General features: G+C 60.8%; 27 protein-coding genes. 3 read left to right on the forward strand and 24 right to left on the reverse strand.

The window, feature by feature from the left end:
• Positions 1–22: 22 nt before the first annotated feature.
• The 22 genes from N005_RS15395 to N005_RS15500 all read right to left on the reverse strand — a co-directional run bounded on the left by N005_RS15395 (position 23) and on the right by N005_RS15500 (position 16,981).
• Positions 23–1,519: a phage tail sheath subtilisin-like domain-containing protein gene (locus N005_RS15395; RefSeq protein ID WP_047701968.1), complete on the reverse strand. Its 1,497-nt coding sequence runs from the start codon at positions 1,517–1,519 to the stop codon at positions 23–25.
• Positions 1,519–1,701 carry a DUF2635 domain-containing protein gene (locus N005_RS15400; RefSeq protein ID WP_047701969.1) on the reverse strand — a complete coding sequence of 61 codons (183 nt, stop codon included), beginning with the start codon at positions 1,699–1,701 and terminating at the stop codon, positions 1,519–1,521. The genes N005_RS15395 and N005_RS15400 overlap by 1 nt, the downstream gene beginning before the upstream one ends.
• Positions 1,698–2,282 (reverse strand): phage tail terminator protein, encoded by a 585-nt coding sequence (locus tag N005_RS15405; RefSeq protein WP_047701970.1) that lies wholly within the window; start codon positions 2,280–2,282, stop codon positions 1,698–1,700. Before N005_RS15405 ends, N005_RS15400 begins: the two co-directional genes overlap by 4 nt.
• Before the next feature lie 143 nt (positions 2,283–2,425).
• Positions 2,426–3,442, reverse strand: coding sequence for a contractile injection system protein, VgrG/Pvc8 family (locus N005_RS15410; RefSeq protein ID WP_047701971.1), 1,017 nt, complete (start codon positions 3,440–3,442; stop codon positions 2,426–2,428).
• A 9-nt stretch (positions 3,443–3,451) separates the two neighbouring features.
• Positions 3,452–3,664 carry a tail protein X gene (locus N005_RS15415; protein WP_047701972.1) on the reverse strand — a complete coding sequence of 71 codons (213 nt, stop codon included), beginning with the start codon at positions 3,662–3,664 and terminating at the stop codon, positions 3,452–3,454.
• Positions 3,657–4,040 (reverse strand): phage tail protein, encoded by a 384-nt coding sequence (locus N005_RS15420; protein ID WP_024779062.1) that lies wholly within the window; start codon positions 4,038–4,040, stop codon positions 3,657–3,659. Before N005_RS15420 ends, N005_RS15415 begins: the two co-directional genes overlap by 8 nt.
• Positions 4,040–6,169 (reverse strand): phage tail tape measure protein, encoded by a 2,130-nt coding sequence (locus N005_RS15425; protein WP_047701973.1) that lies wholly within the window; start codon positions 6,167–6,169, stop codon positions 4,040–4,042. Before N005_RS15425 ends, N005_RS15420 begins: the two co-directional genes overlap by 1 nt.
• Before the next feature lie 128 nt (positions 6,170–6,297).
• Complete coding sequence (locus N005_RS15435) at positions 6,298–6,882, reverse strand: phage tail assembly protein (RefSeq protein WP_047701974.1); 585 nt, start codon at positions 6,880–6,882, stop codon at positions 6,298–6,300.
• 141 nt (positions 6,883–7,023) lie between these two features.
• On the reverse strand, positions 7,024–7,530 hold the full coding sequence (locus N005_RS15440; protein WP_047701975.1) for a phage major tail tube protein: 507 nt from the start codon (positions 7,528–7,530) through the stop codon (positions 7,024–7,026).
• Positions 7,530–8,696: a phage tail sheath protein gene (locus tag N005_RS15445; RefSeq protein WP_047701976.1), complete on the reverse strand. Its 1,167-nt coding sequence runs from the start codon at positions 8,694–8,696 to the stop codon at positions 7,530–7,532. The genes N005_RS15440 and N005_RS15445 overlap by 1 nt, the downstream gene beginning before the upstream one ends.
• 2 nt (positions 8,697–8,698) lie before the next feature.
• Positions 8,699–8,908: a hypothetical protein gene (locus N005_RS15450; RefSeq protein WP_047701977.1), complete on the reverse strand. Its 210-nt coding sequence runs from the start codon at positions 8,906–8,908 to the stop codon at positions 8,699–8,701.
• A 99-nt stretch (positions 8,909–9,007) separates the two neighbouring features.
• Positions 9,008–9,418, reverse strand: coding sequence for a phage tail assembly chaperone (locus N005_RS15455; RefSeq protein WP_047701978.1), 411 nt, complete (start codon positions 9,416–9,418; stop codon positions 9,008–9,010).
• 2 nt (positions 9,419–9,420) lie between these two features.
• A complete protein-coding gene (locus N005_RS15460; RefSeq protein ID WP_047701979.1) occupies positions 9,421–11,349 on the reverse strand; it encodes a phage tail-collar fiber domain-containing protein in 1,929 nt (642 codons plus the stop codon).
• Positions 11,349–11,984 carry a phage tail protein I gene (locus tag N005_RS15465; RefSeq protein ID WP_047701980.1) on the reverse strand — a complete coding sequence of 212 codons (636 nt, stop codon included), beginning with the start codon at positions 11,982–11,984 and terminating at the stop codon, positions 11,349–11,351. The genes N005_RS15460 and N005_RS15465 overlap by 1 nt, the downstream gene beginning before the upstream one ends.
• Positions 11,981–12,976 (reverse strand): baseplate J/gp47 family protein, encoded by a 996-nt coding sequence (locus N005_RS15470; RefSeq protein WP_047701981.1) that lies wholly within the window; start codon positions 12,974–12,976, stop codon positions 11,981–11,983. The genes N005_RS15465 and N005_RS15470 overlap by 4 nt, the downstream gene beginning before the upstream one ends.
• The gene (locus tag N005_RS15475; protein WP_024779051.1) at positions 12,973–13,305 is read right to left on the reverse strand and encodes a phage baseplate protein; all 333 of its coding nucleotides are present in this window, start codon (positions 13,303–13,305) and stop codon (positions 12,973–12,975) included. The genes N005_RS15470 and N005_RS15475 overlap by 4 nt, the downstream gene beginning before the upstream one ends.
• 11 nt (positions 13,306–13,316) lie before the next feature.
• Positions 13,317–13,928 carry a phage baseplate assembly protein V gene (locus tag N005_RS15480; protein ID WP_047701982.1) on the reverse strand — a complete coding sequence of 204 codons (612 nt, stop codon included), beginning with the start codon at positions 13,926–13,928 and terminating at the stop codon, positions 13,317–13,319.
• A gap of 3 nt (positions 13,929–13,931) precedes the next feature.
• Positions 13,932–14,444: a hypothetical protein gene (locus tag N005_RS15485; RefSeq protein ID WP_047701983.1), complete on the reverse strand. Its 513-nt coding sequence runs from the start codon at positions 14,442–14,444 to the stop codon at positions 13,932–13,934.
• A 37-nt stretch (positions 14,445–14,481) separates the two neighbouring features.
• Positions 14,482–14,832, reverse strand: coding sequence for a phage holin family protein (locus tag N005_RS15490; RefSeq protein ID WP_047701984.1), 351 nt, complete (start codon positions 14,830–14,832; stop codon positions 14,482–14,484).
• Between the two features lie 97 nt (positions 14,833–14,929).
• Positions 14,930–15,574, reverse strand: a complete 645-nt coding sequence (locus N005_RS15495; protein ID WP_047701985.1) for a hypothetical protein — start codon at positions 15,572–15,574, stop codon at positions 14,930–14,932.
• A 21-nt stretch (positions 15,575–15,595) separates the two neighbouring features.
• The gene (locus tag N005_RS28255; RefSeq protein WP_081993274.1) at positions 15,596–15,778 is read right to left on the reverse strand and encodes a Com family DNA-binding transcriptional regulator; all 183 of its coding nucleotides are present in this window, start codon (positions 15,776–15,778) and stop codon (positions 15,596–15,598) included.
• Between the two features lie 468 nt (positions 15,779–16,246).
• The gene (locus tag N005_RS15500) at positions 16,247–16,981 is read right to left on the reverse strand and encodes a LexA family transcriptional regulator (RefSeq protein WP_047702233.1); all 735 of its coding nucleotides are present in this window, start codon (positions 16,979–16,981) and stop codon (positions 16,247–16,249) included.
• Positions 16,982–17,498: 517 nt separating this feature from the next.
• Here N005_RS15500 and N005_RS15505 point away from each other — a divergent pair.
• The 3 genes from N005_RS15505 (at position 17,499) to fdxA (ending at position 21,218) form a co-directional block, all read left to right on the forward strand.
• Positions 17,499–17,858 (forward strand): DUF6124 family protein, encoded by a 360-nt coding sequence (locus tag N005_RS15505; RefSeq protein ID WP_047701986.1) that lies wholly within the window; start codon positions 17,499–17,501, stop codon positions 17,856–17,858.
• 335 nt (positions 17,859–18,193) lie between these two features.
• Positions 18,194–20,761, forward strand: a complete 2,568-nt coding sequence (gene mutS, locus N005_RS15510) for a DNA mismatch repair protein MutS (RefSeq protein WP_162843619.1) — start codon at positions 18,194–18,196, stop codon at positions 20,759–20,761.
• Between the two features lie 133 nt (positions 20,762–20,894).
• Positions 20,895–21,218, forward strand: a complete 324-nt coding sequence (gene fdxA, locus N005_RS15515) for a ferredoxin FdxA (protein WP_024779043.1) — start codon at positions 20,895–20,897, stop codon at positions 21,216–21,218.
• A gap of 540 nt (positions 21,219–21,758) precedes the next feature.
• Here fdxA and rpoS read toward each other — a convergent pair.
• Both rpoS and N005_RS15525 read right to left on the reverse strand, forming a co-directional pair.
• A complete protein-coding gene (rpoS, locus tag N005_RS15520; RefSeq protein ID WP_041022899.1) occupies positions 21,759–22,766 on the reverse strand; it encodes an RNA polymerase sigma factor RpoS in 1,008 nt (335 codons plus the stop codon).
• 106 nt (positions 22,767–22,872) lie between these two features.
• Positions 22,873–23,718 (reverse strand): peptidoglycan DD-metalloendopeptidase family protein, encoded by an 846-nt coding sequence (locus N005_RS15525; RefSeq protein WP_047701988.1) that lies wholly within the window; start codon positions 23,716–23,718, stop codon positions 22,873–22,875.
• Between the last annotated feature and the right edge of the window lie 123 nt (positions 23,719–23,841).

A 23,841-nucleotide genomic window follows, 5' to 3' on the forward strand; every position in this document is an offset into this window, starting at 1 on the left:
GGAGCAAGCTCCCTCGCCACGGTCAGGCGGCAGCGTCGTACTGCAGACGGAACTGGTTGAGCAGCGCGAACACCCGCAGGCCGTTGATGTAATCCGGCGGGAACAGCACATTGACCCGGCTCGGATCCTGGCTGTCGCGCTCGACGATCAGGTGCTCGGCGAACAGCTCGGCGTTTTCCACATGGCCTTCCAGCTCGAGCTTGGCGTACTGGGCGATCAGCTCGCCGCGAATGGTGCTCGGGGTCACGATCGGCTGGCCGGCGCCGAAACGGGTGCCGTCGGAGGCCAGTTTGTGGCGGCCGTACTTGCTGGTGATCACGCTTTGCAGACGACGCACGATGAACGCCGACTGGTGCATGGTTTCGCTGTCCAGGTACGAATTGTCAGCTTGGCCGAAGGCATTTTTCTGATACGTGGTGATGGAACGCTGAATGCGTACGTAACCGCCTTCGTAATAGGCGGTCGCGATACCGTAGTTGAGCAACGACTGGCGCTCGGTCAGGGTGAAACGCTCGCTGGCCGGCGCCGGATCCAGGCCTGGCAGGCTGCCGCTCTGGGTCGGACGGCTGGCATCGGCCGAGATGAACACGGCGGTGCGCGCGGCCAGTGCGGCGGCCTGGACCCACGACAGTTGCGGCACGCCCGGTTCCAGGGCCTGAATAGTCATGTGCTGGTCGTTGCGCGCCTGGCCGGCCGCCACCAGGGTGCCGACGGTGCCGCGCTTGGCACTGTAGACATGACCGAACAGCTGCTTGGCCCAGGACCAGCGACCGGTGCTGTCGTCCATGACCGCTTGCCAGGTATTCAGGCTCGACAGGTCGGACCACGGCATGGCGATGAATTCGAACGGCTCGTCACCCAAGGCCGCGACGGCGGCGGTCTGGTCCGGCACGCCAGCGCCACCGGTCATGGGGGTGATGGCAGTGGTCAGGCCCGCCGGAGTGTCTTCGCCATTGCTCTTGCCCAGGCGATTGAACTGCAAACTGATGTCGTTACCACTGTCGCCGGTCCATTTGGCGCTGAGGGTCACCACACCGTCGACGGCCGCAGCGGTCACTGGCAGGTCGGCTGTCGCGTTGACTTTCAAGGCCAGCGCCGTGGCGGCCTGGGCTGCGGTGGCACCGTTGACGATGGCCGCCTGGACGCGTACACCGCCGACGTACAAGTTGAGCACGCCGCTTTCGGTGGCGGTGCCGGTGAGGGTCAGCACGCCCTTGGCGATAGCCCCTTCGACGTTGTGCAGCGGCAGGCACCAGATTTCACCGAGCGGGTCGGTCTTGCGCCAGGTCTCGTACATCGAGGCGAGCATCGAGCCCTGCCCGCCGATGCTTTTGGCCAGGGCGACGCTGGAGACCAGCACCAGCTTGCCGACGTCTGCCGGGGCAATGTTGTCGTTGACCTGGGCCACGATCAACCGGCGCATGGCCGACGACGCGCTATTGGCGGCCGAGTTGTCCATCTCGGCGTAGAACAACGGAACACGAATGTCCGTGGGGATGTTGCTGAATCCGATCGCCATTATTTGGCTCCCTGTGGTTTAGCCGCTTTCACGGCTTTGGTAGTGATATCGCCATCGGCGAGACGTCGACGCCACCAGGCGTTGTCCGGTACTTCACGGCCTTCGGAGGGCAACAGGTCGCCCGCTTCCGGGTCCGGTACCACACGGCCCGGGGCCGGCAGCACGGTGATGCGTTTGCTCATGGGATTATGTCTCCAGAGAAAGTCAGTTCCAGGCGCCCGTCGGGGCCGGGACGTTTCAGGTTGGGGTCCGCCGGATCGATGGCATCGACCCGCACGGTGGCCCCGGTAAAGGACGACAAGCCGTCCAGTTCACGTTCGTGCCAGCTTTCGGCAGGCTGGCTCGCCAGATTGCGACCCAGCTGGAACTCGGCGAAAAAGCGCAGCCGGAACAACGCGCGGCCGCTGTTGAGCGAGACCGGTTCGCTGCCGTCGTATTCGATGCCGGTGTAGGAGGCACCAGGCTTGAACCCCACGAGCGCACGCCACAACTCGGCTCGCAGGTCATGCAGCAGATCCAGCGCTTGGGTCGGGTCGGCGGTGTCGAGCACCAGCACCGTGTCGAAACGGTCACGCATCGTTTGCAGCGTGACGTTCTGTGCCGTGTTCCGGCTCGCCAGGTCGGCTGCCGGCAGGACATAGGCGCAAGGGCCTTGCAGCGGGGTATCGGTTTGCAGCGCGGCCAGGTCAAAACCGGCCACCACCCGATTGGCAAGCATCGGGCATTGCTCACGCAACTGCGTGAGGATCGGCGTGATCTTCATGGAGGGTGCTCCGGGGATAGGCAAGTGGCTGTCAAAAAACCTGTGGGAGCGAGCCTGCTCGCGATAGCAGTGGGTCAGTCGAAAAAGATGTTGGATGTGCCGCCCTCATCGCGAGCAGGCTCGCTCCCACAGGGCTGCGGCGATCAGGCCTTGGCGTCGAGGCAGGTTGCGTCGATCTTGCAGCGATAGCTTTTTTCCCGGTCACCCGTGGCGGTGACCTTGTCGATCGACCAGCGACCGCGCATGAAATCCGGCCAGGTCGGGTCCAGCAGGACGATGCCTTCGGCGGACAATCCCGGGTTGCCCGGGCATTCGATGGCGACCTTGAGGGCTTCGCGCATCAGCCTGCGCACTTCGCCTTCACCGGCGGCGCGGGCGTCTTCTGCGCTCTGGAAATGCTGTCTAAGGATCTTGAACGGCGCGATGCCACTCTCCTCCACCTGCACCTTGCCCGCCGCCGCATCCCACCAGCGGGTCTTGCAGCCCTGGTATTTCGCCCGGGCGGTTTCATCGAGGACGGCGGAGATAAACGCTTGATCGCCGGGACGATTGTTGGTCGTCACCGACAGCTTGATCTCCGGCAGAACCTTGCCCGACAGCGACTTCGCCTGGCCGCGTCGAGCCAGCACATACAATTCGTTGATCGGTTTGGCGACGGCGTCATGCCGATGGGCCAACCGCGTCAGGAAGCCCATGTCGGTTTCGTTGGACTGGTCGATGTGCTCGATTTTTATCAGCGACAGCTCCGACGCCACGCGCGGCGAAAAACCATGCCGGGTGGTCAGTTCACGAAACAGCGCGCCCAAGGTCGTCGGGCCATGGCTGACGGACCGGCGCTGCTTGAACCCGGTCTGGTCCGCCGCACTGAACGGCGCGGCCATGGCCACCAACGTCAAGCGCAAGGGGAACAGCGTCGGCGTGCGCCGGGTAATGACGAACTCACCCTTGTCCACCAGTCCGGACTCCAGGTAACCCACCCGCAGACCGATTTTTCCGCCGAGGCTGGGCAACCCCTCAAGCCCGTCCAGGCTGATGACGAGGGTCAACTGATCGGACTCGATCCCCGCCGCGTCGACGTGGGTCCAACTGAGCAATCGCTCGTTGAGCAGTGCCGCATTCGCACCATAGATTTCCACTGCGGGCGTGAAACCCAGTGACATGTTGCCTCCTTAATCCCAAGCCGATACCGGTGCGGGTGCAACAGGTTTCAGATCTACCTCCGGCAAGGCAACCCACACCCCTGCCGGCAGCACCGGGCCCCATTCGGCCAGCCCGGGGTTGAGCAGCCAGAGCGCTTGCTCGGTGGCATCGTCACAACACTCGAGCTCGCGGTACAGCAACAGATTCACCGAATCACCGGCGATACTTCGAACCCTACGCATTGGCGAACTCCGTCAATTCAATCACCCAGCCGACTACCATCGCCGTGCCGTCATCGATGACCTCGGTCTGGGTTTCCGACACCTTGTTGATCTGCCACAGCCCCCAGTTGCGGCCGATGCCATCCACCAGCGGCACAGGCACGCGCAGGGCCTGCAATGCCCGCAGCTCATCGAGCCGATCCATGGCGGTCGCGTACATCGACTTGCCGGTGATGGTCAGCCCTTGCAGGCCTTGGCCGACCTGGCTGGACTTGGGTTTGCTGGTGAGGATGTCGATGCTCTTCCAGCCGCCATCCGAGGTGCGCACCAGCGAGTGGTACGCGAAGTTTCTCGACAGCCCGAAAATGAAACTGCCGAGTGCCATTTGCTGACGCATCACGTACCTCCGTCGGTCAGGGCCGCGTCACTGCGCATGGCCAGTGAGTTGGGCATGGTTGTCAGGCCGAACTGGCCGGTAATCTGCTGCACCACCAGATTGGCCAACTGACTGGCGCTGGCCTGATCCTGACCGTTGATGTAGATGTTGGCGGTCATGGTGTTTTGTTGGGTGCTGGTCTGGCTGCTGGTGAGGTCTTTGCTGACCTGTTCCGGGGCGTCGAGCTTGTCGGCTGGCGTGGCCAGCTTTTCACCCAGCCACTCACCGCCCCAACTGCCCGCCATGCTCCCCAGCAAACCACCGATCACGCCGCCCACCGCGGTTCCCAGGATCGGCACCACGCTGCCGATCATCGCGCCGGCAGCGGCACCGGCGTAGGTCCCTGCGAGCCCGCCACCGGCAGAACCCAATGCCCTGCCGACCGCCTTGTCATCGCCCTCTTGCAGGCCTTTGGCGACATCGTAGCCAGCGCTGAGCAACATCAGCGGCGCGGCACGGCGGGTGACCGCCGAGCCCATCCTGGCGGCGCCCAGCAAACGACTCTCGCTTGTCATGGACGGTACCGGGATGGAGGCCGACTTAGCGGCATTGCCTTGCCTGGCGCGTCGGGTCGTTTTCTTGCCCTTGCGACGCTGTTCCGGCGCATCGACCGTCAGGTCTTGCGCCTCGGAAATCTGCCTGGCGCCGGCCAGCGCCAGGAGTTTCGTCGCGGCAGCCGTAACGGCCGAAACCATCGCGACCTTGATCTCGGCGCCCCGTGCCAATGCCAGGGCGCCTGCGAGCACCAGCAGTCCGGCGGTCGCTTTCGGTTGCGCCTGGGCCACTTCGCTCAAGCCATCGGCCAGGGCGCCAAGCGATACCATGACGCCATCGGTCAACGGAGCCAGGGCATTGCCACCTTCAGCGAGCACCCGGTTCTTGCTGGCATCCAGCGCATTGAAGCGCCCTTGGGACGTGTTCCCCAACGCCTCGGCGGTGGCCGCCAGCGAGCCATTGAACTTCGGCAACGTCCCATCGGAGGTGCGTTCAGACACCAACGTAAACGCTTTCTGAACACCTTCCGGTTTCTTCAGCAGCTCCAGAATCGCCGCGTTGTCACCGAACAGCGCCTTGGTCAGCGCTTGTTTTTCTTGCGCAGGTTTCTGTTTGAGGGCTTCCAGCACCTGGTTGATCGTGCCGGGTGCGTCGTTGCGCAAGCCGTTGGCGATCACAGCAGGATCAAACTTGGGGTTCAGCTCCGCCCAAGCCTTGCGTTGCTCAGGCGTTGCCGCATTGCCCTGGGCCAATGCCGCGGTGAAACCTTTTGCCGCGTCACCGGCCTCCGCCTTGCTCACGCCGCTGTTCAGGAACGCCGCAGCGAGGGCCGCCACCTGTTCCGGGGTCATCCCCGCGGCGAGGCCCGCCTCGCCACTGCGCTGCACCACGGCGCCGATATCGGCCGCCTTGACATTCAGGCCGCTGTTGCCGAGGTGGTTGGTGGCATCTGCCAGCGTCTGGCGTTGCCCCCGATCCAGGTTCATCGAGTTGCGCCAACCCAGCAACATCTCGCTGGCGGTCTTGACGTCGAGGTTGAGCGACGACGCCATCACTGCGCTGTCGCGGGTGAAGCTCAGCAGTTCGTCCTGCCGCTTGACCGGATCGGATCCTTCTCCGACACCCGCCTTCGCCGCCGCCAGTTCGACCTGGACCAACTGAACCGCCGTTGCCCCGCTGGGCGCGACCTGTTTGTCGGCGGCCATTTTCAGGTTGGCCTGTGACAGCTGCTGCAACGCGGCCCTATCCAGCTTCAGCACCTGGTTGAGCTCGACCATCGCCAACTCGGTCGCCATCGCAGACTTGAGCAGACCCGGCGGCGCCTGCTGGTCAACGTCGGCCTTGAGCTTCGACTTCGGCTCACTGTTTGGCGCCGGCACCGAAGCACCGGCCTTGAGCAACGACTGCTGCACCGACAGGGCGACATTCAACGAAGCCAGGGTTTCCCGCAGCTTGACCTGCTCCGACACCAGCAGGCGGATGTCGAGACTGGCCGTGCTCAGGGCCAGGTTCAGCCCCGACGTTTCAGACACACTGCCCAGTGACGGCAACTCGATGCTGGCCGCACCAGACAGCGAATACTTACTCTCTGCCATCCCGCTCTACTCCTGTTTCACGCCAAGGCGAGTGATCGCGATGTCGTAACGGCGCAATGCCTTGCCGGCGTCCCATTCCAGAATCTCCGCCTCACTTACGGGGTAAATGAGCGGCACCACATCGAGGATCACTTCGATGTCGCGCTCCGAAAGAAGTCCGCCGGTTTGTTTAAAAAATCGTCGATGCGCACCTGCAGTTGTGTCCAGTCGGGCACGGTCAGCAGGTCCAGATCGGGCAGCATCAGGCCGGTGCAATGGGCGGTGATGAACTCCGCGCGTTCCTTGGCCGTCTTCAGTTTTTTCATCGCCTTGGTGGCTCGCAACACCGGCATTTCCAGGGTCAACGAGGTCACGCTGCGGCCCGCCACGTTGAGCGGTTGCAGCAGTTGCACCTGATCGGGATCGGCCGCTGCGTGGTCCGTCTCGGCGACCTGTGCGAGGAAATACGCCGCCGGGCGGGTCGACATGTCGTGCACGTACTGGGCGATGCTCACGTAGTCCGGTCGCTTGAGCTGATCCAGCTCTTTGACCGACAGGCCGGTGGCCAATTTGGCCAGCTCGAAGAACTGGTCGTCCTCATCGTCGCCGGCACGGGCCAGGGCGTCTTTCTGTGCGGCGTAGAACAGGGGTTGGAGTTGCAGCCGGTCGATCTGCGATCCGTCGTCACCGGTGATGGGTGATAGCAGAGGGTGTTGGGGAGGCGTCCAGGACATGAATCAGTTCCTTGGGTGAATGTGGGCCCCTTGTGGGAGCGAGCCTGCTCGCGAATGCGCCAGTACCTTCAGCATCAAGGTGCCTGGCACACCGCTATCGCGAGCAGGCTCGCTCCCACAGGGACTGTGTTCAACTGAGGTTCAAGGCAACAGCACCGCACGGCGCGCATCGCCGAGAATGTCGACGCCGTTGAGCACGAACTTCTGGGTGCGCACGTCGATGTCGATCACCGGAACGCCGTTTTCCAGGCGGTTGTAGGTGCGGCACGACAGCTCGAGATTGGTCTTGGGCTTATCGCCCATCTTCAGCGCGGTCTCTTCCAGGGATTTCAGCTTGCCGCCGACGGTGTGGTAGGTGAACCAGGTGTTGCCGTCCTGATCCTGGCCGGCTTCCCGCACGTTCAGCAGGATGTCGTCACCGACACTGACGCCCAGCGCCAGCATGATTTCCGGGCCGACACCTTGCAGGCTGAGCTTGGCGTTGAGGGCCTTGCCGCCCTTGGCCATTTCCTCGGTGATGAAGCGCCCGCCGCGCATCTCTTCCATGTCGAACTCGATCTTCGGCGGGGTGAATTCTTCCACGGTCGCCGACAACGGCAGGCCTTGCAGGGTGGCCGCGATGGCCTGTCTTACGCGGTTGGTAAACATTAGAGAACGTCCTCCAGGAACTGCTCGATGATTTCATCGCGGGCGTTGAGTTGATAAATCATGTGTTCGTTCGGCGCGTAGCGGCCGTAGTCGATCACCACGTACCAGGTGCCGTTCTTGTACTTCTCGACACTGTTGAGTTCCGGGTGCAGGTACACGCTGCCGCCCGGGATGGTTTCGTCGGCCACCAGGGTTTGCAGCCAGTCGTTGATGCGCTTGACCTCCTGGTCCATGAAGGACTTGGTCAGGTTCTTCGCCATGGCTTTCTGGCCAGCCTTGACCAGCTTGCGGCTGATGGCATCCTCCAGGCCGACGTAGCTGATGAACTTGCCGGTAATGGAGCGGTTGCCCAGCAGCGAGAAGCCACCGAGGATGGTCCGGGCGTAGTAGCTGACGCCGTAGCGGTTGAGCAGGTCGCCTTCGGTGGACGTGTCGAGGATGTTGTATTCCACGGTGCGCGAAACGTCCTCGGCATAGGTCACCTGGTTGCCCGGGCTCTCCCATTGCTTGACCTTGGCGAGCGCGGCGATGGCCAGGCTCGACGGGGCCAGGAAGACGTTTTTCTTCGCGGCCTTGGAGTACACCGCCGGCATGTTGTGCACCACCAGGCAACGGTCGAAACCGAGGTCGGCGCCGCCCAACTCCTGGCTATAAGTCACTTGATCGGCGACCGCGACATCCTTGCCGTCGAGTACAACGCGAGCCTTGATGCGCTTGCCGAACGAGGCGAACTCGCTGGCCACCGCCTTGGTGCCGGTGAAGCCCGGCGCGCCAATGATGGTCAGGTCTTCAGCCACGCCACTCAAGGCCGCCAGGCCCAGCTTGCGACCGGTCTGCGCTTCGATGCCGCCGATGACGTTGTTCTGCGTATCGGCGGGGGTGGCGCCCTCTTCGACGATCACCACGTAGACCGGCACCTTGACCACTTTGAGGATCTGGAACACCGCGTGATACAGCGTACCGGCTTCGGTGCCGGTCGGATCGAGCAGCGCCTGGGTGGTGAAGCTGTTGATGCGGAACGGGGCGTTGCGCGGAATCAGCGGATCGGCCTTCGGCGCGGTGCCGACCAGCCCGATGACGTTGTCCCCCAGGCCACCCATGGCCTCGGGAGATTCGGTGGCATTGACGGTAATGCCGTTGTGCTCGAAGTTCAAAACCTCAGCCATGGTTATTCAGCCTTTTTGGTGGCGGCCTTTTTGGCCGGTTGGGATGTAGAGGCCGCATCGGCAACCTCGGTGTTTTTCAGCGCCAGGCGACCGGCGCTGCGCAAGGCGCTGGCCTCGATGTCGAGCAGGTCGAGTTCCTGGCCGATGCTCGACCAGTGGCCGCCGCCGGTGGGGAATGGAACGAGTACGGTGTAGGTTTGGCGTAGTGCCATTGGGTTTCTCCAGATACGAAAAAGCCCCTTCGGGAAGGGGCTTTCAGGGTTTGACGGGAAAGAAAACGCCCCGTCGGTGCGGGGCGTTTATTGGGGTTGTTAGCTGATCCATTCGGGCTTCGCCGGCCGATAATCTATGACCGGGAATTTCCCAGCGGCAGGCCAGTCGCGCAGCAACTGACGCCAGGCCAGCAGCTCGCTATATTGCTCGGCAATCAAACTAGTAGGTAGTCCGATGTCAACCTCATCACGATGGCGGGAGACCAGCCATTCCGTTCGGCTCAGCTCACCATCACGCCAAGCCCGCTCGCTGGCCTCCAATTGCTCCAGAGTAAGCGGCACGACAGAGGCCAATACAGGCCACCCATCGCTCTCTACTGCCAAAGCATGACCAGCAAGTGCACGGTATTCGCTTTCGCTCAATTCAATGCACGTTTTCCCCATGGCGTTGCCATAAAGAGCACCCGGGTAAAGCCCTAGTGTTTCAGGGCAAAAGAAAAATTTACTCATAGTCAATTACCCAATGCGAAATAGAAGACGTCACGGGTACCGGAGCCTTCATTGCCGGATGCCGAGTCAATACTGATAACGGCCTGAGCCAGTCCAGACGGTACCGCTTGATAGGTTTCTCCGCCGTTGAGGAAGACCGTATTGCGCCTGATTGCCAGAACACCGAAAGATGCATTTGGGAAAGCCATCGGCAGCGTAACTGTGGCGATTCCACCATTGGTACCGTTTGTGGTTATTTGAGTAGTGGCCCATTGGATGATCAGACCGCCAAGCCAAGAAGGGAGGGCCAGATAACCGTTCTGCCCGACGAGGAATGAGACGCCCCAGCGCAGTTTTTTCGGCGTCACAATAGTGCTGTCATCGATACCCGCGTTGGTAAGCGCCTGTGTTGCAATCTTCGCGGTACCCCGATTAGTTTCAGTAGCTTGCGCCGCCAGCATCTGTAGCGCCGCTATGTCGATATTTCCTTGGTTAATCGGCGCGTTCCAGGCCTTGATGCACCATATAACCGACAAGTTGCGCGGCCGAGTGACACCAGTGCCACTGGATACCGGCAGCAGGGCAGAAGCCGCGTTATAGACGACATCAGCACCGGGATAATCAGCGTTTCCAAGCCCATCAAGGCCCAAGTCCGAACGAATAGTCGCGTCTGATCCTGTCGAATGCAGTCCAACCACTGCTGATGCTGCGCTAGTGGGGTCGAATGGAACAAGCGATCCCTTTTGAAAGCTCCCCAGCGCACGCCCCACATCCACGCCACGCCCATGATCCCAGCCACGAAGGAATTCGCCACGCGACTCAGGTAAGCGGAAATTACCGGCACCTTCATCCCCCTTGTTGAAGATAGTGCCGAGAAATGACGCTAAGTCAGGGTAAGCGGCGACGCTCCTTACGCTTCCATCCAATTCCAAGAAACCGGGCGCCACTTTGTCGACCGGAAATGCCACCACTACACCGACCGGCAGCGCTGAGGCTTGGGAGATAATCGACTCGATTTCTGGCTTCGTGTAGGTGTCCTTGATACCGAAACCTGCCAACGTTTCAGGGTTGGATCCGCCAGTTGCACGGCCATATTTATCGACTGTCAGACTTTTATAAGTGCCTGCCAGAATGCCTGTTCGACCAGCGAGCATTTCAAAATTCAGCGCGCTGGTGCCCAACGTAATCGGACCATTAGTAACCAGGTGCCAAAGCGAATCGCCGTTCGCGATACCCTCCTCGACCATCACCATCAGACCTGGAGTCACCTTCGCGCTGGTGTTGGAATCAACCGAGCGAGTCCACGCTCCACCGGCCACAACATAAATACCGTTTTCCTTGGCAGTCGTTTGGGCCGTCACCAACACCCGTTGACCGGCCACCACAGCAATACCGTCGATTTGCTGCACACCACTCAGAACGATATTTCCCGTGGTGGCCACCCGAACCGATTGCTTGCCATCGAGTTTCGCCAACTCGTCAGCGAGGTAACTCATCACCCACGCCCGCGTCGCCTTGACGACCGTATCGTCAATCAGCAACGTCACCAACGCCGCATTACTGGTTTCAAAAATAGACCGGATATAAAACTCTTTCCCCGAACCGGACGTCGCCAACACCGGCTTGAACGACTCCGGATATTTGACAATCGCATACAGAACCCCGGTATCGGTCCAGATCCCGGCCTCACGCACATACCAGCCGCCCACTTCAGGCGGGATGGTCACTTCGGCCAGCAACCAACTCGGGTTTTTCTCATCCTGGAACAGTGCATTGAGCGGCCCGCGCCAGACTTCGCGCTTGAGCGCGGTAGCGGTTGCCGCCGGATTGTAGACCGAGCCGCCGCCGTCACCGACGGAAAGCTGCGACAGCTTGATGGGTGTGCCTGCTGCCTTGCAGGCGGTTTCGTAGGCGATGCCTGCATCGGTGAGCAGGGTGTAATAGTCAGCCATTAGGCCCCCTGTGGATAAATGGTGGAAGTTTCGACGGCGTAGAGCCCGGCAACCATGAAGGCCTGTCCCGAGGCTTCAAGCCCTTCGATGACAATTGGATAAACCGTGGTCAGCTCGCCGCACAAGGTGGTGGCACCTATGACGTGTCGGCCGGATGCGCTCAAACCGACTGAAACCTTCAAGATGTCTCGTTCGCTTTTGGCATCGGCCAGACGCCGGTCGAGACGGGCGTCGATTTCTTCGCTGTAAGGCTGTTCGGTAAAAGCCCTGACGGAAAAGCTGTAGGGCGAACCAACGGGCGTTTGCTCATACCAGGCGCGAACTTCGGGCGTCAGTTGCAACCCCTTGGCCGCGTTTTCCAACGCCTTGCGCGTCCCGGCCTGCCGGGCAGTGGGCCATGCGAGTTCAACGGTCAGGCGTTTTTCAGCCTCGGGGGCCGTGGTGCTCCACTCGTTGACCCCGCGATCTGCTGCGAGATACGGCAGGAATGCCGCGGGCGTGGCAGCCGGGTTCATCAGCTCGGGAAACGGCGGATCGATACGTTCAAGCAGCCGGGCGAAACCGATATCCAGCGCCCTTTCCAGCGCAGAGCTGCTCACCGGTAGCAGGCTTGGGGTCGGGGTGTCGTCACTCATAACGTGTCCACCTCGACCGCGACACCCGTGCAATACGGCGCCTGGAACGCCGTGGTCACGATCGGCGCCAACGGTTCGAGAATCTCGAGCCGAACCGCACCGGCGCTGTGCAATGTGTAGTCGATCCAGCTTGGGTCCACCCGGCCTTCCAGGCGATGGCATGCTTCGGCGTATTCCTGCAATTGCCGTTGCGCAGCCGCCTGGGTCAAGCCCGAGTCAGGGCCCGGATTGATCTTCGCCACGACGCGAATCTTGTAGGGTTTGATCTGCGCGGCCTGGACGATGACCTGGTCCGTTTCCGGTCGTACATCGGGCCGGGCGAAATGTTGGCGAACACCCTCGAGCAATGCCTCGGATGGCGTGCCGTCGCCCTCACGAGACAACACCGTCACCGTGACTTCACCCGGCGCTGTCCGGCGTCCGTTGCCATCTTTGACCTGGGCGGCAAGCCCATCCGGGTCGAAGGTGTAGGTCACCGTCACGACCCCCGCCGCACTGCTGTCCACCTTTACTGCGGGGCGTTCGCCAAGGGTAAAAATTTCCCGACGATACTGCATGCGGGAGCCGGCCGCCGGAGCATGGGGCGCGAGGTAATAACGCAACCGGGCGTCATCGTCGCTCTCGTAGACCGGGGCGATAGGTGGGAACGCCGCCGGATCGCCCGGGTCGAGCAGCTGGCGTTCGAGCCCCATGTCGGCCAGGCGGGCATCGAGGTTACTGCCAGTGGCCCACCACGCCAGCATCTGCTTGATCCGGGCGTTGTATTTGCGTTCGTGGGTTTGCAAGCGCACGCAGAAGGCCTCGAGGGCCAGAGTCAGCAACTCGCTTTCGTTTTCCAGGCTGACCGCAAGCCTCGCCGCGCTGTCGGGGGAGCGTGCACCGACGTACTCGACCACGAAGGTCTTGAACTCGGCGAGCAGATCCTCGAAAGCATCGACAGTGACGATGGCCGGTTCGGCCAATTGGTTCTGGCCGGGTATCAACATGCTCATGTCACCACCTCGAAAGTCTGTTTGCGGTTTTTCCAGGTGCCGGCGAAGCGCAGCAGCAATCCGGCGCCTTGGCGGCTGGCGACGATGACTTGCGGCTCGAAGTCGCCGATGCCGTTGTGGGGGTTGTAGAAGGCTTGGGCTGCATGGCTCTGGGCAAGAATCAGCAGGTCATCGCCGAGGTTCTGCCCCAGCAACTGGGTGAGTGCGCAGCCATATAACGGGCGTTTCTGGCGGGTGCCCAAGGGGGTGGTCAGCGCCCGGGTGGCGCGCTGGACGAACTGCGGCCAGTCATCCACCGTGGCGCCGGTGTTTCTATCGATTCCAATCATGGGGAAACTCTTTATGCGGTACTGATGACACGCCCCTGGTGATCCACCAACGGGCCGCTCAGGTGCACACCGGAAGCGTCGAGCCGGATGCCGACGGCACCCAGTTGCAGGTCGATGGCCTCAGGTGTCATCGCCAGTCGCGACGGGCCGATGGTCAATTCGAGGGATTCACGGGAACCGGTGAATGTCGCCGGATCGTTTTTCCAGTGCAGGACATGACTGGCGTGGTCGTAGCCGCTTTCCGAACCGTCCGGGTAAAGGCGACGGGTCAGCGTTGCCTGTGTCGAGACGGGGGGAAACTGACCGCCGTTAAGGCCGAACAACGCCACCGACTGCCCGCCGCCATCACCGCCGCCATGGTTCAGCAGCAGGCATTGCTCGCCCACGGAGGGAATCCGCGATTCGCTCTGGGCGCCGGCACTCGGGTTGAAAAAGCGGATCGCCGGGGTCAGCAGCTCTCCATGGGCAACCTTGCAGGTGTTGGTGGCCGCATCGACTTCCTGGCAGATCCCAATGCGACAGACACTGTCTGCGCGCCGGTACAAGTCTTCGAGCTCGGTTTCCATCCCGGCCAAGCGCTCGATGATCGGCCCCAGGTGCAGACGTAGAAGTGCATCGAACATGGCTCAGCCCTCCAGTGCGGTGTATTGGTCCGGGTCGTCGATGTTCGACACTTCCCAGGTCCGGGCAAATTTCGGAATGCCCAGCGGGTCATCCAGCAACGTCGGACCGAGGTACAGAGTCTGGGTGAATGAAACGGTCCAGGCGCTGTACGGCCTGGTTCCGCCGCTGAACACGGAGGCAACGCCCTCGATATCCGCGGGCCGGCTGCATTGCTCAGCCGACAGCTCCCAGCGGTTGTCGACGATCAGGCGTTTCAACTCACAGGCCAGATCGCAGGCCGTCAAACCCGTGCCGGGCGAAACGACTTGCATGGAAAACATCAGGACATGGGCGATACGTCCATCGTTGGCACGGTTGCCTGACGTATCGCGTTCGATGGCGATCAGTACCCAAGGCTGATCGCCGGAGTCGTCAAAGTCCTGGAGACTCCCGACCTTCAAGCCGGGAAAAGTGGTACGCAGCGTCTCGGCAATGGCGGTAAACAGCTGCGAGGGTTTTTCGATGAGAGTGGGCATTGGGATGGCCTCTTTCCTGTGGATCGGCGGCACCGGCTCACTGTTGGTCGGGACGAGAATCCGGCGGTGGCACTTCACAAACGCCAATCCGCTTGGCGACCCAGCGTTCGTAGAGGCCGATGGCCACATCGGCACCGGCCATGGCGGTCAGGCAACCCAGGGCGCAAGCACTCCAGATCGACATGCCGAGGGCATACAGCAGCATGGTGGCCGAGACGCCGCAGACCACACAGGCGCCGGAGCGCAGGACCACGCGCCGCAACAAAGGCCAGCCACGGGCACCCTCCTTATCGGCACGCCACATCTCGCCGGACACCCCGCCCACCAGGGCGAGCACGATGACCAGCCAGATCGGCATGTCCAGCAACGCTTGTTGCTCGTTTGTCATTCACGTCTCCTGGGGGATTGGATTTGAAAGCTCAGGACGCAAATACCGCCCTGAGCCATTCAGGTTGAATAGCAATTGGTGCAAGACCCAGTCACCCTCAACGGGTAATGAGCATGTCCAGGCTGGTGGAGTCGCAGGCGTTGGTGGATTTCTTGTCGATGACCAGGTAGAGCGAAGATGTCGGGGTGACCGCCACACCGTTCAGCAGGAAGGTGGTACTCCCGCCATTTGCCAGGCTCCCGGACTGGAGCACTGTGTCACCCAGGTTGAGCGACCAGGCGATGCCATCCCCACATGCGTTGTGCAGATCATTGACACGCCCGAGCACATTGATGTTGCCGGAAACGGGGCTGGCCCAACGGATGATGCTCTGGCTGGCTGCCCCTGGATGCGTGGCTACATCGCCCTGCTTGAACACGAAACTCGTACCGGAACCCGTGAAAGTGAAGGTCTGTTTGGGGATGGCGACATAAGCGCCGGTGACGTCGTCCCGCCAGCAGGTGGATGGCTTACCGTTACATTCCTCAGCGTGGAACGTAGGTAAGAGCGTGTAGTTGGCCGAAGCGTTTACCGCGGTCTTGTTCTGCATGAACGACCACGGCGAACCGGCTGGAGCCTGTTCGGTCATCAAATACATGTCCCTGGCTAGGTTCCAGGACAGGGCTGTATCAGCGCGGCTACTCAGCGAGACGAAGGACGACAGGAATGCAATCGTCAGTAGAAGCTTGTTGAATAGTTTCATTTGTAGTTACCTCGACGGATGTCATTGAGTACTGGTCGTGCGGCCTATTCCGCACGTTGTTCGCTCCATGGCGTTCACTCGAGGCTCAAGGGCCTTCACATGATTCAACGTCCCGCATCGGGCACATTTGATCTGGAGTTCGGTGTTCTCGCCCATGCGGGCCAGAAGTCGTTTGCAGCGACCGCATCTGAAATCCTTCAGCATTTGAAAGCCCTCCATTGGCGGCGGTGATGATTTGAAGCGCCTCGCGGCGCAGGCATTCCAAAAAGCCCGGTCGCCCAGGCTTTTCAGTAATGCGCTTGATCTTTCGGCGCGACTGGCGCGGTACGGATCCATTCAAATTGTTCGTCCGGCCGCGGTCTCTGCCCGCCGGATAACTGCTTCTGGTGCTTTACGCTGCACACCCGGGCCAGTTGCCAACCCTCTGAACCGTTGAGGCCGGTTCATCGCTGCCTGTTGATGGAACTAAAGAGCTGTGTTGCCAGCCGGCTTTGTCGAGCGGCTTGGACACAGAATATGCATGTATGCATATACAGTCAATGCGTAAGTGCATTTATTTATGCATAACAAATGCATCAGCGCATTCGCACCCAATAGGAACAAGGGTTGGCGCCCTTTTTGAGGGCGAAAAAAAACCCGCACATCGGCGGGTTTTATCTGACAGCGGAAGGGTTAGCGGGCGTACATGCCCCACCAGAAGACATGACCGAGGATAACGATCTGTTCTTCCTGCATGTCCTGGAAGCTGTAGTCTTCGTCCGGATGTTCATCGCGGTTGAAGCTGCGCAGGCGGATGCCGGTAGGCAAGCGATAGAGCTGCTTCACCCGCAACTGGCCGTTGTGATTGATGGCATAGAGGTCACCGTCGACGATGTCGCCGATCCCGCATTTACCCGCATTCACCCCCACCGTGGCGCCATCGCGCAGCACCGGCAACATGCTGTTGCCGCGTACTGTCACGCATTTGGCCTGGTCGAACTGCACGCCGTTATGACGCAGGCTGCGCTTGCCAAAACGCAGGCTGGAGCGCTCGCTCTCCTCGATGACGAATCTTCCTGATCCAGCAGCCAATTCAACCTCACGCAGAAAAGGGACCGACACCTCGTCTTCTTCGACAGGGGTGTCGTCGTCCCACAGGCTTATGTCCTTGAGTTCGGAATGCGGCTCGTCGCGGCGGCCGTTGCCAGCAGGCAAGACATCGGCGCGCCCGCGCAACTGGTCGGTGCTCACGGCGAAGTATTCGGCGATCTTCGAGATGTGTTTATCCGAAGGATCGACAATCTTGCCGCTGAGAATCCGCGAGAGGGTGGATTGAGGCACGCCGGTACGACGGTGAAGCTCCGTGGGGGAGATCCCGTGCTGATCGAGCAATGCTCTTAATACGGTAGAAACGTTGCGTTTTTGCATAACGCGCATGATGCTTGTTCTTTTTGCGGAATACAAATGCTGATTTGCATAAATCGTGCATATGGAGGATAGCAGCAATCATTTTTGTACCCTGTGGCGAGGGAGCTTGCTCCCTCGCCACAGGGTCCGGTGCGCCCGTTGTGTTGGAGATTTTCCCTACACTTTCTTGGGAAACGGCCCGATTCGGGTCCTTCAAATGTACGCCAGCAGGCTACATCGCCTTGCGCCTCTGCCTACGACTGCGCCAGAATCCGCCGGCTTGTTCACCTTGGATCCCATCGGTACTTTTGTTCTCGTCACTGCCCATCAGTGATCGGGTTTAGTAGCTCGATATCCAAGATGTTCATTGCTCCATTCAGTCAGGCATTTCTGTTCCTGCACTCAATGGTGGCTGTGCGCAGGGCGCCTTCGGGCGCGCCGGTTTCTTGGATCCCCGGTCTACTAACCTGCGTACAGCTGCCACTCTCTTCGTTTAGTAGCGAATCGGTGGTGGCTTCAATTTGAGGATCCAAGAAGCATGATCAAGCACACTCCGAATCCCCCATCCACAGACAATTCCACATCCCGCTCCCAATCAGCCAAAGCCAAGGAGCTCGACGAAGCCGCCACCCGAGCCTTGGACTATTACCTCAAGCCGAAAACCGACAAAGACACATCCGACACGCTCGACACCCTTTTCATCATCGCCCCTGACGTCGACGCCGAATGCCTGCTCGCCAACCTCAGCGAAACCCTGGCCTCGGCCAATGCCATGGTCAGTGACCTGGCGTTCGACCTGGAGGGCTCGCGGCGGCATATCGCGCTAGGGGTCCAACAAATGATCGAACTGGGCCAGCTGCTGGCGAACCGGGCGTTGGACGTGGTTGAACCGAGGTAACGCATTCATCAACGCATGACCCCATGTGGGAGCGAGCCTGCTCGCGATGGCGGCGCAACAGTCGGCAGGTACGTAGCCTGACACACCGCTATCGCGAGCAGGCTCGCTCCCACAGGGTTACTCCGCGGCTTATCCGACCGACATCAGCCATATGTCGGTTTTTTTTATTGCCGGCAATCAAGGGCTACCGTTCAAAGCTCCATTGGAGCCACTCCATCTGGGTCGCACCTGCCCCCCCATGTTAACCTTGCGCCCATCGCGGAAAAGCCGGGCCGATGCCCTTCCTTTTGCCCCACACCTTTCAACGAGTTTGCCTGACACCGATGAATACCGCCGTGAACGATCTGTCCTCCCACACGCCCATGATGCAGCAGTACTGGCGCCTGAAGAATCAGCACCCCGATCAGCTGATGTTCTATCGCATGGGCGACTTCTACGAGATCTTCTATGAGGATGCGAAGAAGGCCGCCAAGCTGTTGGACATTACCCTGACGGCGCGTGGGCAATCGGCGGGCATGGCGATTCCGATGTGTGGGATTCCTTACCATGCGGCGGAAGGTTACCTGGCGAAACTGGTCAAGCTTGGTGAGTCGGTAGTGATCTGCGAGCAGGTCGGTGACCCGGCCACCAGCAAGGGGCCGGTGGAAAGGCAGGTGGTGCGCATCATCACGCCGGGTACGGTCAGTGATGAGGCGTTGCTGGATGAGCGACGGGACAACCTGATCGCCGCCGTGCTGGGGGACGAGCGTTTGTTCGGCCTGGCAGTGCTGGACATCACCAGTGGCAATTTCTCGGTGCTGGAGATCAAGGGTTGGGAAAACCTGCTGGCGGAGCTGGAGCGGGTCAACCCGGTGGAGCTGTTGATTCCGGACGACTGGCCCAAGGACCTGCCGGCAGAAAAGCGCCGTGGCGTTCGGCGTCGTGCGCCGTGGGATTTCGAGCGCGACTCGGCGCTGAAAAGTCTCTGCCAACAGTTCTCCACCCAGGACCTCAAGGGCTTCGGGTGCGAAAACCTGACCCTGGCCATCGGCGCCGCCGGTTGCCTGCTGGCCTACGCCAAGGAAACCCAACGCACTGCCCTGCCTCACTTGCGCAGCCTGCGCCACGAGCGCCTGGATGACACCGTGGTGCTGGACGGTGCAAGCCGGCGCAATCTGGAGTTGGATACCAACCTGGCCGGCGGCCGCGACAACACCCTGCAATCGGTGGTCGATCGTTGTCAGACCGCCATGGGTAGCCGGCTGCTGACGCGTTGGCTGAACCGTCCCCTGCGGGACCTGACCGTGTTGCTGGCGCGGCAAACCTCCATTACCTGCCTGCTGGATCGTTATCGCTTCGAGCAGTTGCAGCCGCAGCTCAAGGAAATCGGTGACATCGAGCGGATCCTGGCGCGTATCGGCCTGCGCAACGCCCGCCCACGGGATCTGGCGCGCCTGCGCGATGCCCTCGGCGCGCTGCCGGAACTCCAGGTGGCGATGACCGACCTCGAAGCCCCGCACCTGCAACAACTGGCACGGATCACCAGCACGTACCCGGACCTGGCCGCGTTGCTGGAAAAAGCCATCATCGATAACCCGCCCGCCGTGATCCGTGACGGTGGCGTGCTGAAAACCGGCTACGACGCCGAACTCGACGAGCTGCAAGCGCTAAGCGAAAACGCCGGCCAGTTCCTGATCGACCTCGAAGCCCGGGAAAAAGCCCGCACCGGCCTGAGCAACCTCAAGGTCGGCTACAACCGCATCCACGGCTACTTCATCGAATTGCCGAGCAAGCAGGCCGAGCAAGCACCGGCCGACTACGTTCGTCGGCAGACCCTCAAGGGCGCCGAACGCTTCATCACCCCCGAGCTGAAGGCTTTCGAAGACAAGGCACTGTCGGCCAAGAGCCGCGCCCTGGCCCGGGAGAAGATGCTCTACGAGGCGCTGCTCGAAGACCTGATCAGCCAACTGCCGCCCCTGCAGGACACCGCGGCCGCCCTGGCGGAACTGGATGTGCTGAGCAACCTGGCCGAGCGCGCGCTGAATCTGGACCTCAACTGTCCGCGCTTCGTCAGCGAGCCGTGCATGCGCATCAGCCAGGGTCGCCACCCGGTGGTCGAGCAGGTACTGACCACCCCGTTCGTGGCCAACGACCTGAGTCTGGACGACAACACCCGCATGCTGGTGATCACCGGCCCGAACATGGGCGGTAAATCCACCTACATGCGCCAGACCGCACTGATCGTGCTACTGGCCCACATCGGCAGCTTCGTGCCAGCGGCCAGCTGCGAATTGTCCCTGGTCGACCGGATATTCACCCGGATCGGCTCCAGTGACGACCTGGCCGGCGGGCGTTCCACGTTCATGGTGGAAATGAGCGAAACCGCGAACATCCTGCACAACGCCACCGAACGTAGCCTGGTGCTGATGGACGAGGTCGGGCGCGGCACCAGTACCTTCGACGGGCTGTCGCTGGCCTGGGCGGCGGCCGAGCGCCTGGCGCACCTGCGCGCCTACACGCTGTTCGCCACCCATTATTTCGAGCTGACGGTGCTGCCGGAAAGCCAGCCGCTGGTGGCCAACGTCCACCTCAACGCCACCGAGCACAACGAGCGCATCGTGTTCCTGCACCATGTGCTGCCCGGCCCGGCCAGCCAGAGCTACGGCCTGGCGGTGGCACAACTGGCGGGTGTGCCAGCCGAGGTGATCAGCCGCGCCCGCGAGCACCTGAGCCGCCTGGAAACCTCCAGCCTGCCCCATGAAACACCACGCCCGAGCAAAGGCAAACCGGCCATACCGCAGCAAAGCGACCTGTTCGCCAGCCTGCCCCATCCGGTGCTCGACGAACTGGCCAAAGTCGACCTGGACGACCTGACACCACGTCGTGCGTTGGATTTACTCTATGCATTGAAGACACGGATCTAACGCAAGGGCGTTCAAGCTGTTAGAATCGCGCGCGGTTTGGGATGCTGCGGACTATTAGCCTGGTCCGCTCCCAAGCCTGGCGACCCCACCGTGAAGAGGGATCCGCTGCCGCCGCCTGAGGAGAGAATTAGAAATGACCTTCGTCGTCACCGACAACTGCATCAAGTGCAAGTACACCGACTGCGTAGAAGTCTGTCCGGTGGACTGCTTCTACGAAGGGCCGAATTTCCTGGTCATTCACCCGGACGAGTGCATCGACTGCGCCCTGTGTGAACCGGAATGCCCGGCGAACGCCATTTTCTCGGAAGACGAAGTGCCGTCCGGCATGGAAAACTTCATCGAGCTGAACGCCGAGCTGGCGGACATCTGGCCGAACATCACCGAGAAGAAAGATGCGCTGCCGGACGCTGAAGAGTGGGATGGCAAGCCAGGCAAGATCGCTGACCTCGAACGCTGATCATCCGCGTTCTTCGAAAAGGCCCCTTGCGGGCCTTTTTGCTTTCCGGTGGCCGGATCGAACGCAGAGTGTCCGTAGAGGCATACCCGCGCAAGCGTGGGCACGATTCGCAGGCAAAAAAAAGGGGCGGTTTGACCCGCCCACATTTTTTCCCTAATCCCTTTGATCCTTTTCATCATCCTGATGAATCGCATCCTGCGATGTCCTTCCTTCCCCATCGTCCGTGACAGGTGTGTCTGTCCGTCGACACAGGACTGATATTAGAGTTTTCCCCAGCGAGTGCAATTCATCCGAAGCGGCCGACAGCACCTGTCACACTTCGTTCATCTATTTAAATAGCCTTTTAAATCAATTGGATACTTAAAAGAAACGGCCTTGAGTGTCGTCTGTCCCCGGCCACGAGGAACCGAACGCTTACACAACACTAGGCAAAAGCTTACAAACCAAGCCGCAAACCTGGCAGGACCGAAAAACCGCCCCCCCAGAAACGGCAAAGCCCCGAACCGGTCGGGGCTTTTCCTGCTGCATTTGCCGGCTTGCTTATTGGAACAGCGACTCGCTCGACAGGCCATTCTTCTCCAGGATCTCGCGCAGACGCTTGAGGCCCTCCACCTGAATCTGTCTCACCCGCTCACGGGTCAAACCAATCTCCAGGCCGACGTCTTCCAGGGTGCTGCTTTCATGGCCACGCAGGCCAAAGCGACGGATTACCACCTCCCGCTGCTTGTCCGTCAGCTCCGAAAGCCATTGATCGATGCTCTGGGACAAGTCGTCGTCCTGAAGCAGTTCACAAGGGTCCGTAGGGCGCTCGTCAGTGAGGGTGTCCAGCAGGGTCTTGTCCGAGTCCGGCCCCAACGAGACGTCCACCGAGGAAACCCGCTCATTGAGCCCAAGCATGCGCTTGACCTCGCCCACCGGTTTTTCCAGCAGGTTGGCGATCTCTTCGGGTGAAGGTTCATGATCGAGCTTCTGGGTCAGCTCACGGGCGGCTCGCAGGTAGACGTTAAGCTCCTTGACCACATGAATCGGCAACCGGATGGTGCGCGTCTGATTCATGATCGCCCGTTCGATGGTCTGGCGGATCCACCAGGTGGCGTAGGTCGAGAAGCGGAAGCCTCGCTCGGGATCGAATTTCTCCACGGCGCGAATCAGCCCCAGGTTGCCCTCTTCGATCAGGTCCAGCAGCGAAAGCCCACGATTGACGTAGCGTCGGGCGATTTTCACCACCAGGCGCAGGTTGCTTTCAATCATGCGTTTGCGACCGGCCGGGTCACCGCTTTGCGACAGGCGCGCAAAATGAACTTCTTCCTCGGGGGAGAGCAGCGGCGAGAAACCGATTTCGTTGAGGTACAGCTGAGTGGCGTCCAGCGCCCGGGTGTAATCGATGTACTTATGTTGTTTAAGTGAAGCGGAGTGTCTGGATTTGGCACGAACGGAAGGAGGAGACGCTCCCTCATCATTCGACATCGAATCCATAGCGATGCCGGTCTCCATCAGGAGAACCTCATCGTCGATGTCAAACTCCGGCACTTCTTTACTGAGAGCCATTGTTATAGTCCTTTGGTGAGTTCGACCTCAAGCTCAAGCGACGCCTTTATCCTTGGCAACGCTGGAGCCTGTTCCCTCTACGTGACGGAACAGGCTGACAACCAAATCAACGACGTGGCAGGAATTGCAGTGGATCTACCGGTTTACCTTGTCGGCGAATCTCAAAGTGCAGTTTCACCCGGTCTGTACCCGTTGACCCCATTTCGGCAATTGTCTGTCCGACCTTGACCTGCTGCCCCTCCCGAACCAACAGCCTGCGGTTGTGACCGTAGGCACTGACGTAGGTATCGCTGTGTTTGATGATCACGAGTTCGCCGTAGCCCCTCAAACCACTCCCGGCGTACACAACCGTGCCATCAGACGCGGCTAAAACAGGCTGTCCCAAATCCCCGGCGATATCAATTCCTTTATTCAAACTACCGTTTGAAGAGAATTTTCCAATGAGAATGCCATTAGAAGGCCATCCCCAGCCAGTCGGGGCGGGGCCTGCAGGCGGCAGCGGAGCAGGCGCCGGCTTGCTCGCGACGGACGGTACTGGCGGCGTTGCAGCCCCGACCGGCCGGCGAATGACCGTGGTTTTGCTCGAAGATGAAGGGGTCGAATCCGACTGCGTGACGACCGCGGTAGGCGTTGAACCGCTGCGACCATCGAAGCGAATCGTCTGACCTGGATGAATCGTATAAGGCGCAGGAATATTGTTCCGCGCCGCGAGGGACTTGTAGTCCCAGCCGTAGCGAAAAGCGATGGAAAACAGTGTATCGCCGCGACGGACTACATACTGACCGGTCGTTACCGTAGGACGTTGCGGTGCGGCATTGTTGCGATCGACAACCCGGACATTACCGGACGGTGTACTGGAACAACCGACCAGCAACGTACTCAAGACAAGGCCAGTCACCAGGCGCTGAAAGCTCGTGATACCCATACGCTGCGCAATGACTGTGAGACTCACCCGCCGCTCCCTTTGTGGTGGCTGAAAAATTGGAAACTGCCTGCCCAGGCAGACACGATGCAAGTATAACGAGGCACGATCATGCCTCTGTTAATGAAGCGCCAAGCACTGTCGCACACGTTT

The sequence above is a fragment of the Pseudomonas mediterranea CFBP 5447 genome, assembly GCF_000774145.1.
GTDB classification, from domain to species: Bacteria; Pseudomonadota; Gammaproteobacteria; order Pseudomonadales; family Pseudomonadaceae; genus Aquipseudomonas; species Aquipseudomonas mediterranea.

Coding starts and splice junctions, on each gene's coding strand:
- N005_RS15395 (WP_047701968.1), bottom strand. CDS start 1,519: ATGGCGATCGGATTCAGCAACATCCCCACGGACATTCGTGTTCCGTTG.
- N005_RS15400 (WP_047701969.1), bottom strand. CDS start 1,701: ATGAGCAAACGCATCACCGTGCTGCCGGCCCCGGGCCGTGTGGTACCG.
- N005_RS15405 (WP_047701970.1), bottom strand. CDS start 2,282: ATGAAGATCACGCCGATCCTCACGCAGTTGCGTGAGCAATGCCCGATG.
- N005_RS15410 (WP_047701971.1), bottom strand. CDS start 3,442: ATGTCACTGGGTTTCACGCCCGCAGTGGAAATCTATGGTGCGAATGCG.
- N005_RS15415 (WP_047701972.1), bottom strand. CDS start 3,664: ATGCGTAGGGTTCGAAGTATCGCCGGTGATTCGGTGAATCTGTTGCTG.
- N005_RS15420 (WP_024779062.1), bottom strand. CDS start 4,040: ATGCGTCAGCAAATGGCACTCGGCAGTTTCATTTTCGGGCTGTCGAGA.
- N005_RS15425 (WP_047701973.1), bottom strand. CDS start 6,169: ATGGCAGAGAGTAAGTATTCGCTGTCTGGTGCGGCCAGCATCGAGTTG.
- N005_RS15435 (WP_047701974.1), bottom strand. CDS start 6,882: ATGTCCTGGACGCCTCCCCAACACCCTCTGCTATCACCCATCACCGGT.
- N005_RS15440 (WP_047701975.1), bottom strand. CDS start 7,530: ATGTTTACCAACCGCGTAAGACAGGCCATCGCGGCCACCCTGCAAGGC.
- N005_RS15445 (WP_047701976.1), bottom strand. CDS start 8,696: ATGGCTGAGGTTTTGAACTTCGAGCACAACGGCATTACCGTCAATGCC.
- N005_RS15450 (WP_047701977.1), bottom strand. CDS start 8,908: ATGGCACTACGCCAAACCTACACCGTACTCGTTCCATTCCCCACCGGC.
- N005_RS15455 (WP_047701978.1), bottom strand. CDS start 9,418: ATGAGTAAATTTTTCTTTTGCCCTGAAACACTAGGGCTTTACCCGGGT.
- N005_RS15460 (WP_047701979.1), bottom strand. CDS start 11,349: ATGGCTGACTATTACACCCTGCTCACCGATGCAGGCATCGCCTACGAA.
- N005_RS15465 (WP_047701980.1), bottom strand. CDS start 11,984: ATGAGTGACGACACCCCGACCCCAAGCCTGCTACCGGTGAGCAGCTCT.
- N005_RS15470 (WP_047701981.1), bottom strand. CDS start 12,976: ATGAGCATGTTGATACCCGGCCAGAACCAATTGGCCGAACCGGCCATC.
- N005_RS15475 (WP_024779051.1), bottom strand. CDS start 13,305: ATGATTGGAATCGATAGAAACACCGGCGCCACGGTGGATGACTGGCCG.
- N005_RS15480 (WP_047701982.1), bottom strand. CDS start 13,928: ATGTTCGATGCACTTCTACGTCTGCACCTGGGGCCGATCATCGAGCGC.
- N005_RS15485 (WP_047701983.1), bottom strand. CDS start 14,444: ATGCCCACTCTCATCGAAAAACCCTCGCAGCTGTTTACCGCCATTGCC.
- N005_RS15490 (WP_047701984.1), bottom strand. CDS start 14,832: ATGACAAACGAGCAACAAGCGTTGCTGGACATGCCGATCTGGCTGGTC.
- N005_RS15495 (WP_047701985.1), bottom strand. CDS start 15,574: ATGAAACTATTCAACAAGCTTCTACTGACGATTGCATTCCTGTCGTCC.
- N005_RS28255 (WP_081993274.1), bottom strand. CDS start 15,778: ATGCTGAAGGATTTCAGATGCGGTCGCTGCAAACGACTTCTGGCCCGC.
- N005_RS15500 (WP_047702233.1), bottom strand. CDS start 16,981: ATGCAAAAACGCAACGTTTCTACCGTATTAAGAGCATTGCTCGATCAG.
- N005_RS15505 (WP_047701986.1), top strand. CDS start 17,499: ATGATCAAGCACACTCCGAATCCCCCATCCACAGACAATTCCACATCC.
- fdxA (WP_024779043.1), top strand. CDS start 20,895: ATGACCTTCGTCGTCACCGACAACTGCATCAAGTGCAAGTACACCGAC.
- rpoS (WP_041022899.1), bottom strand. CDS start 22,766: ATGGCTCTCAGTAAAGAAGTGCCGGAGTTTGACATCGACGATGAGGTT.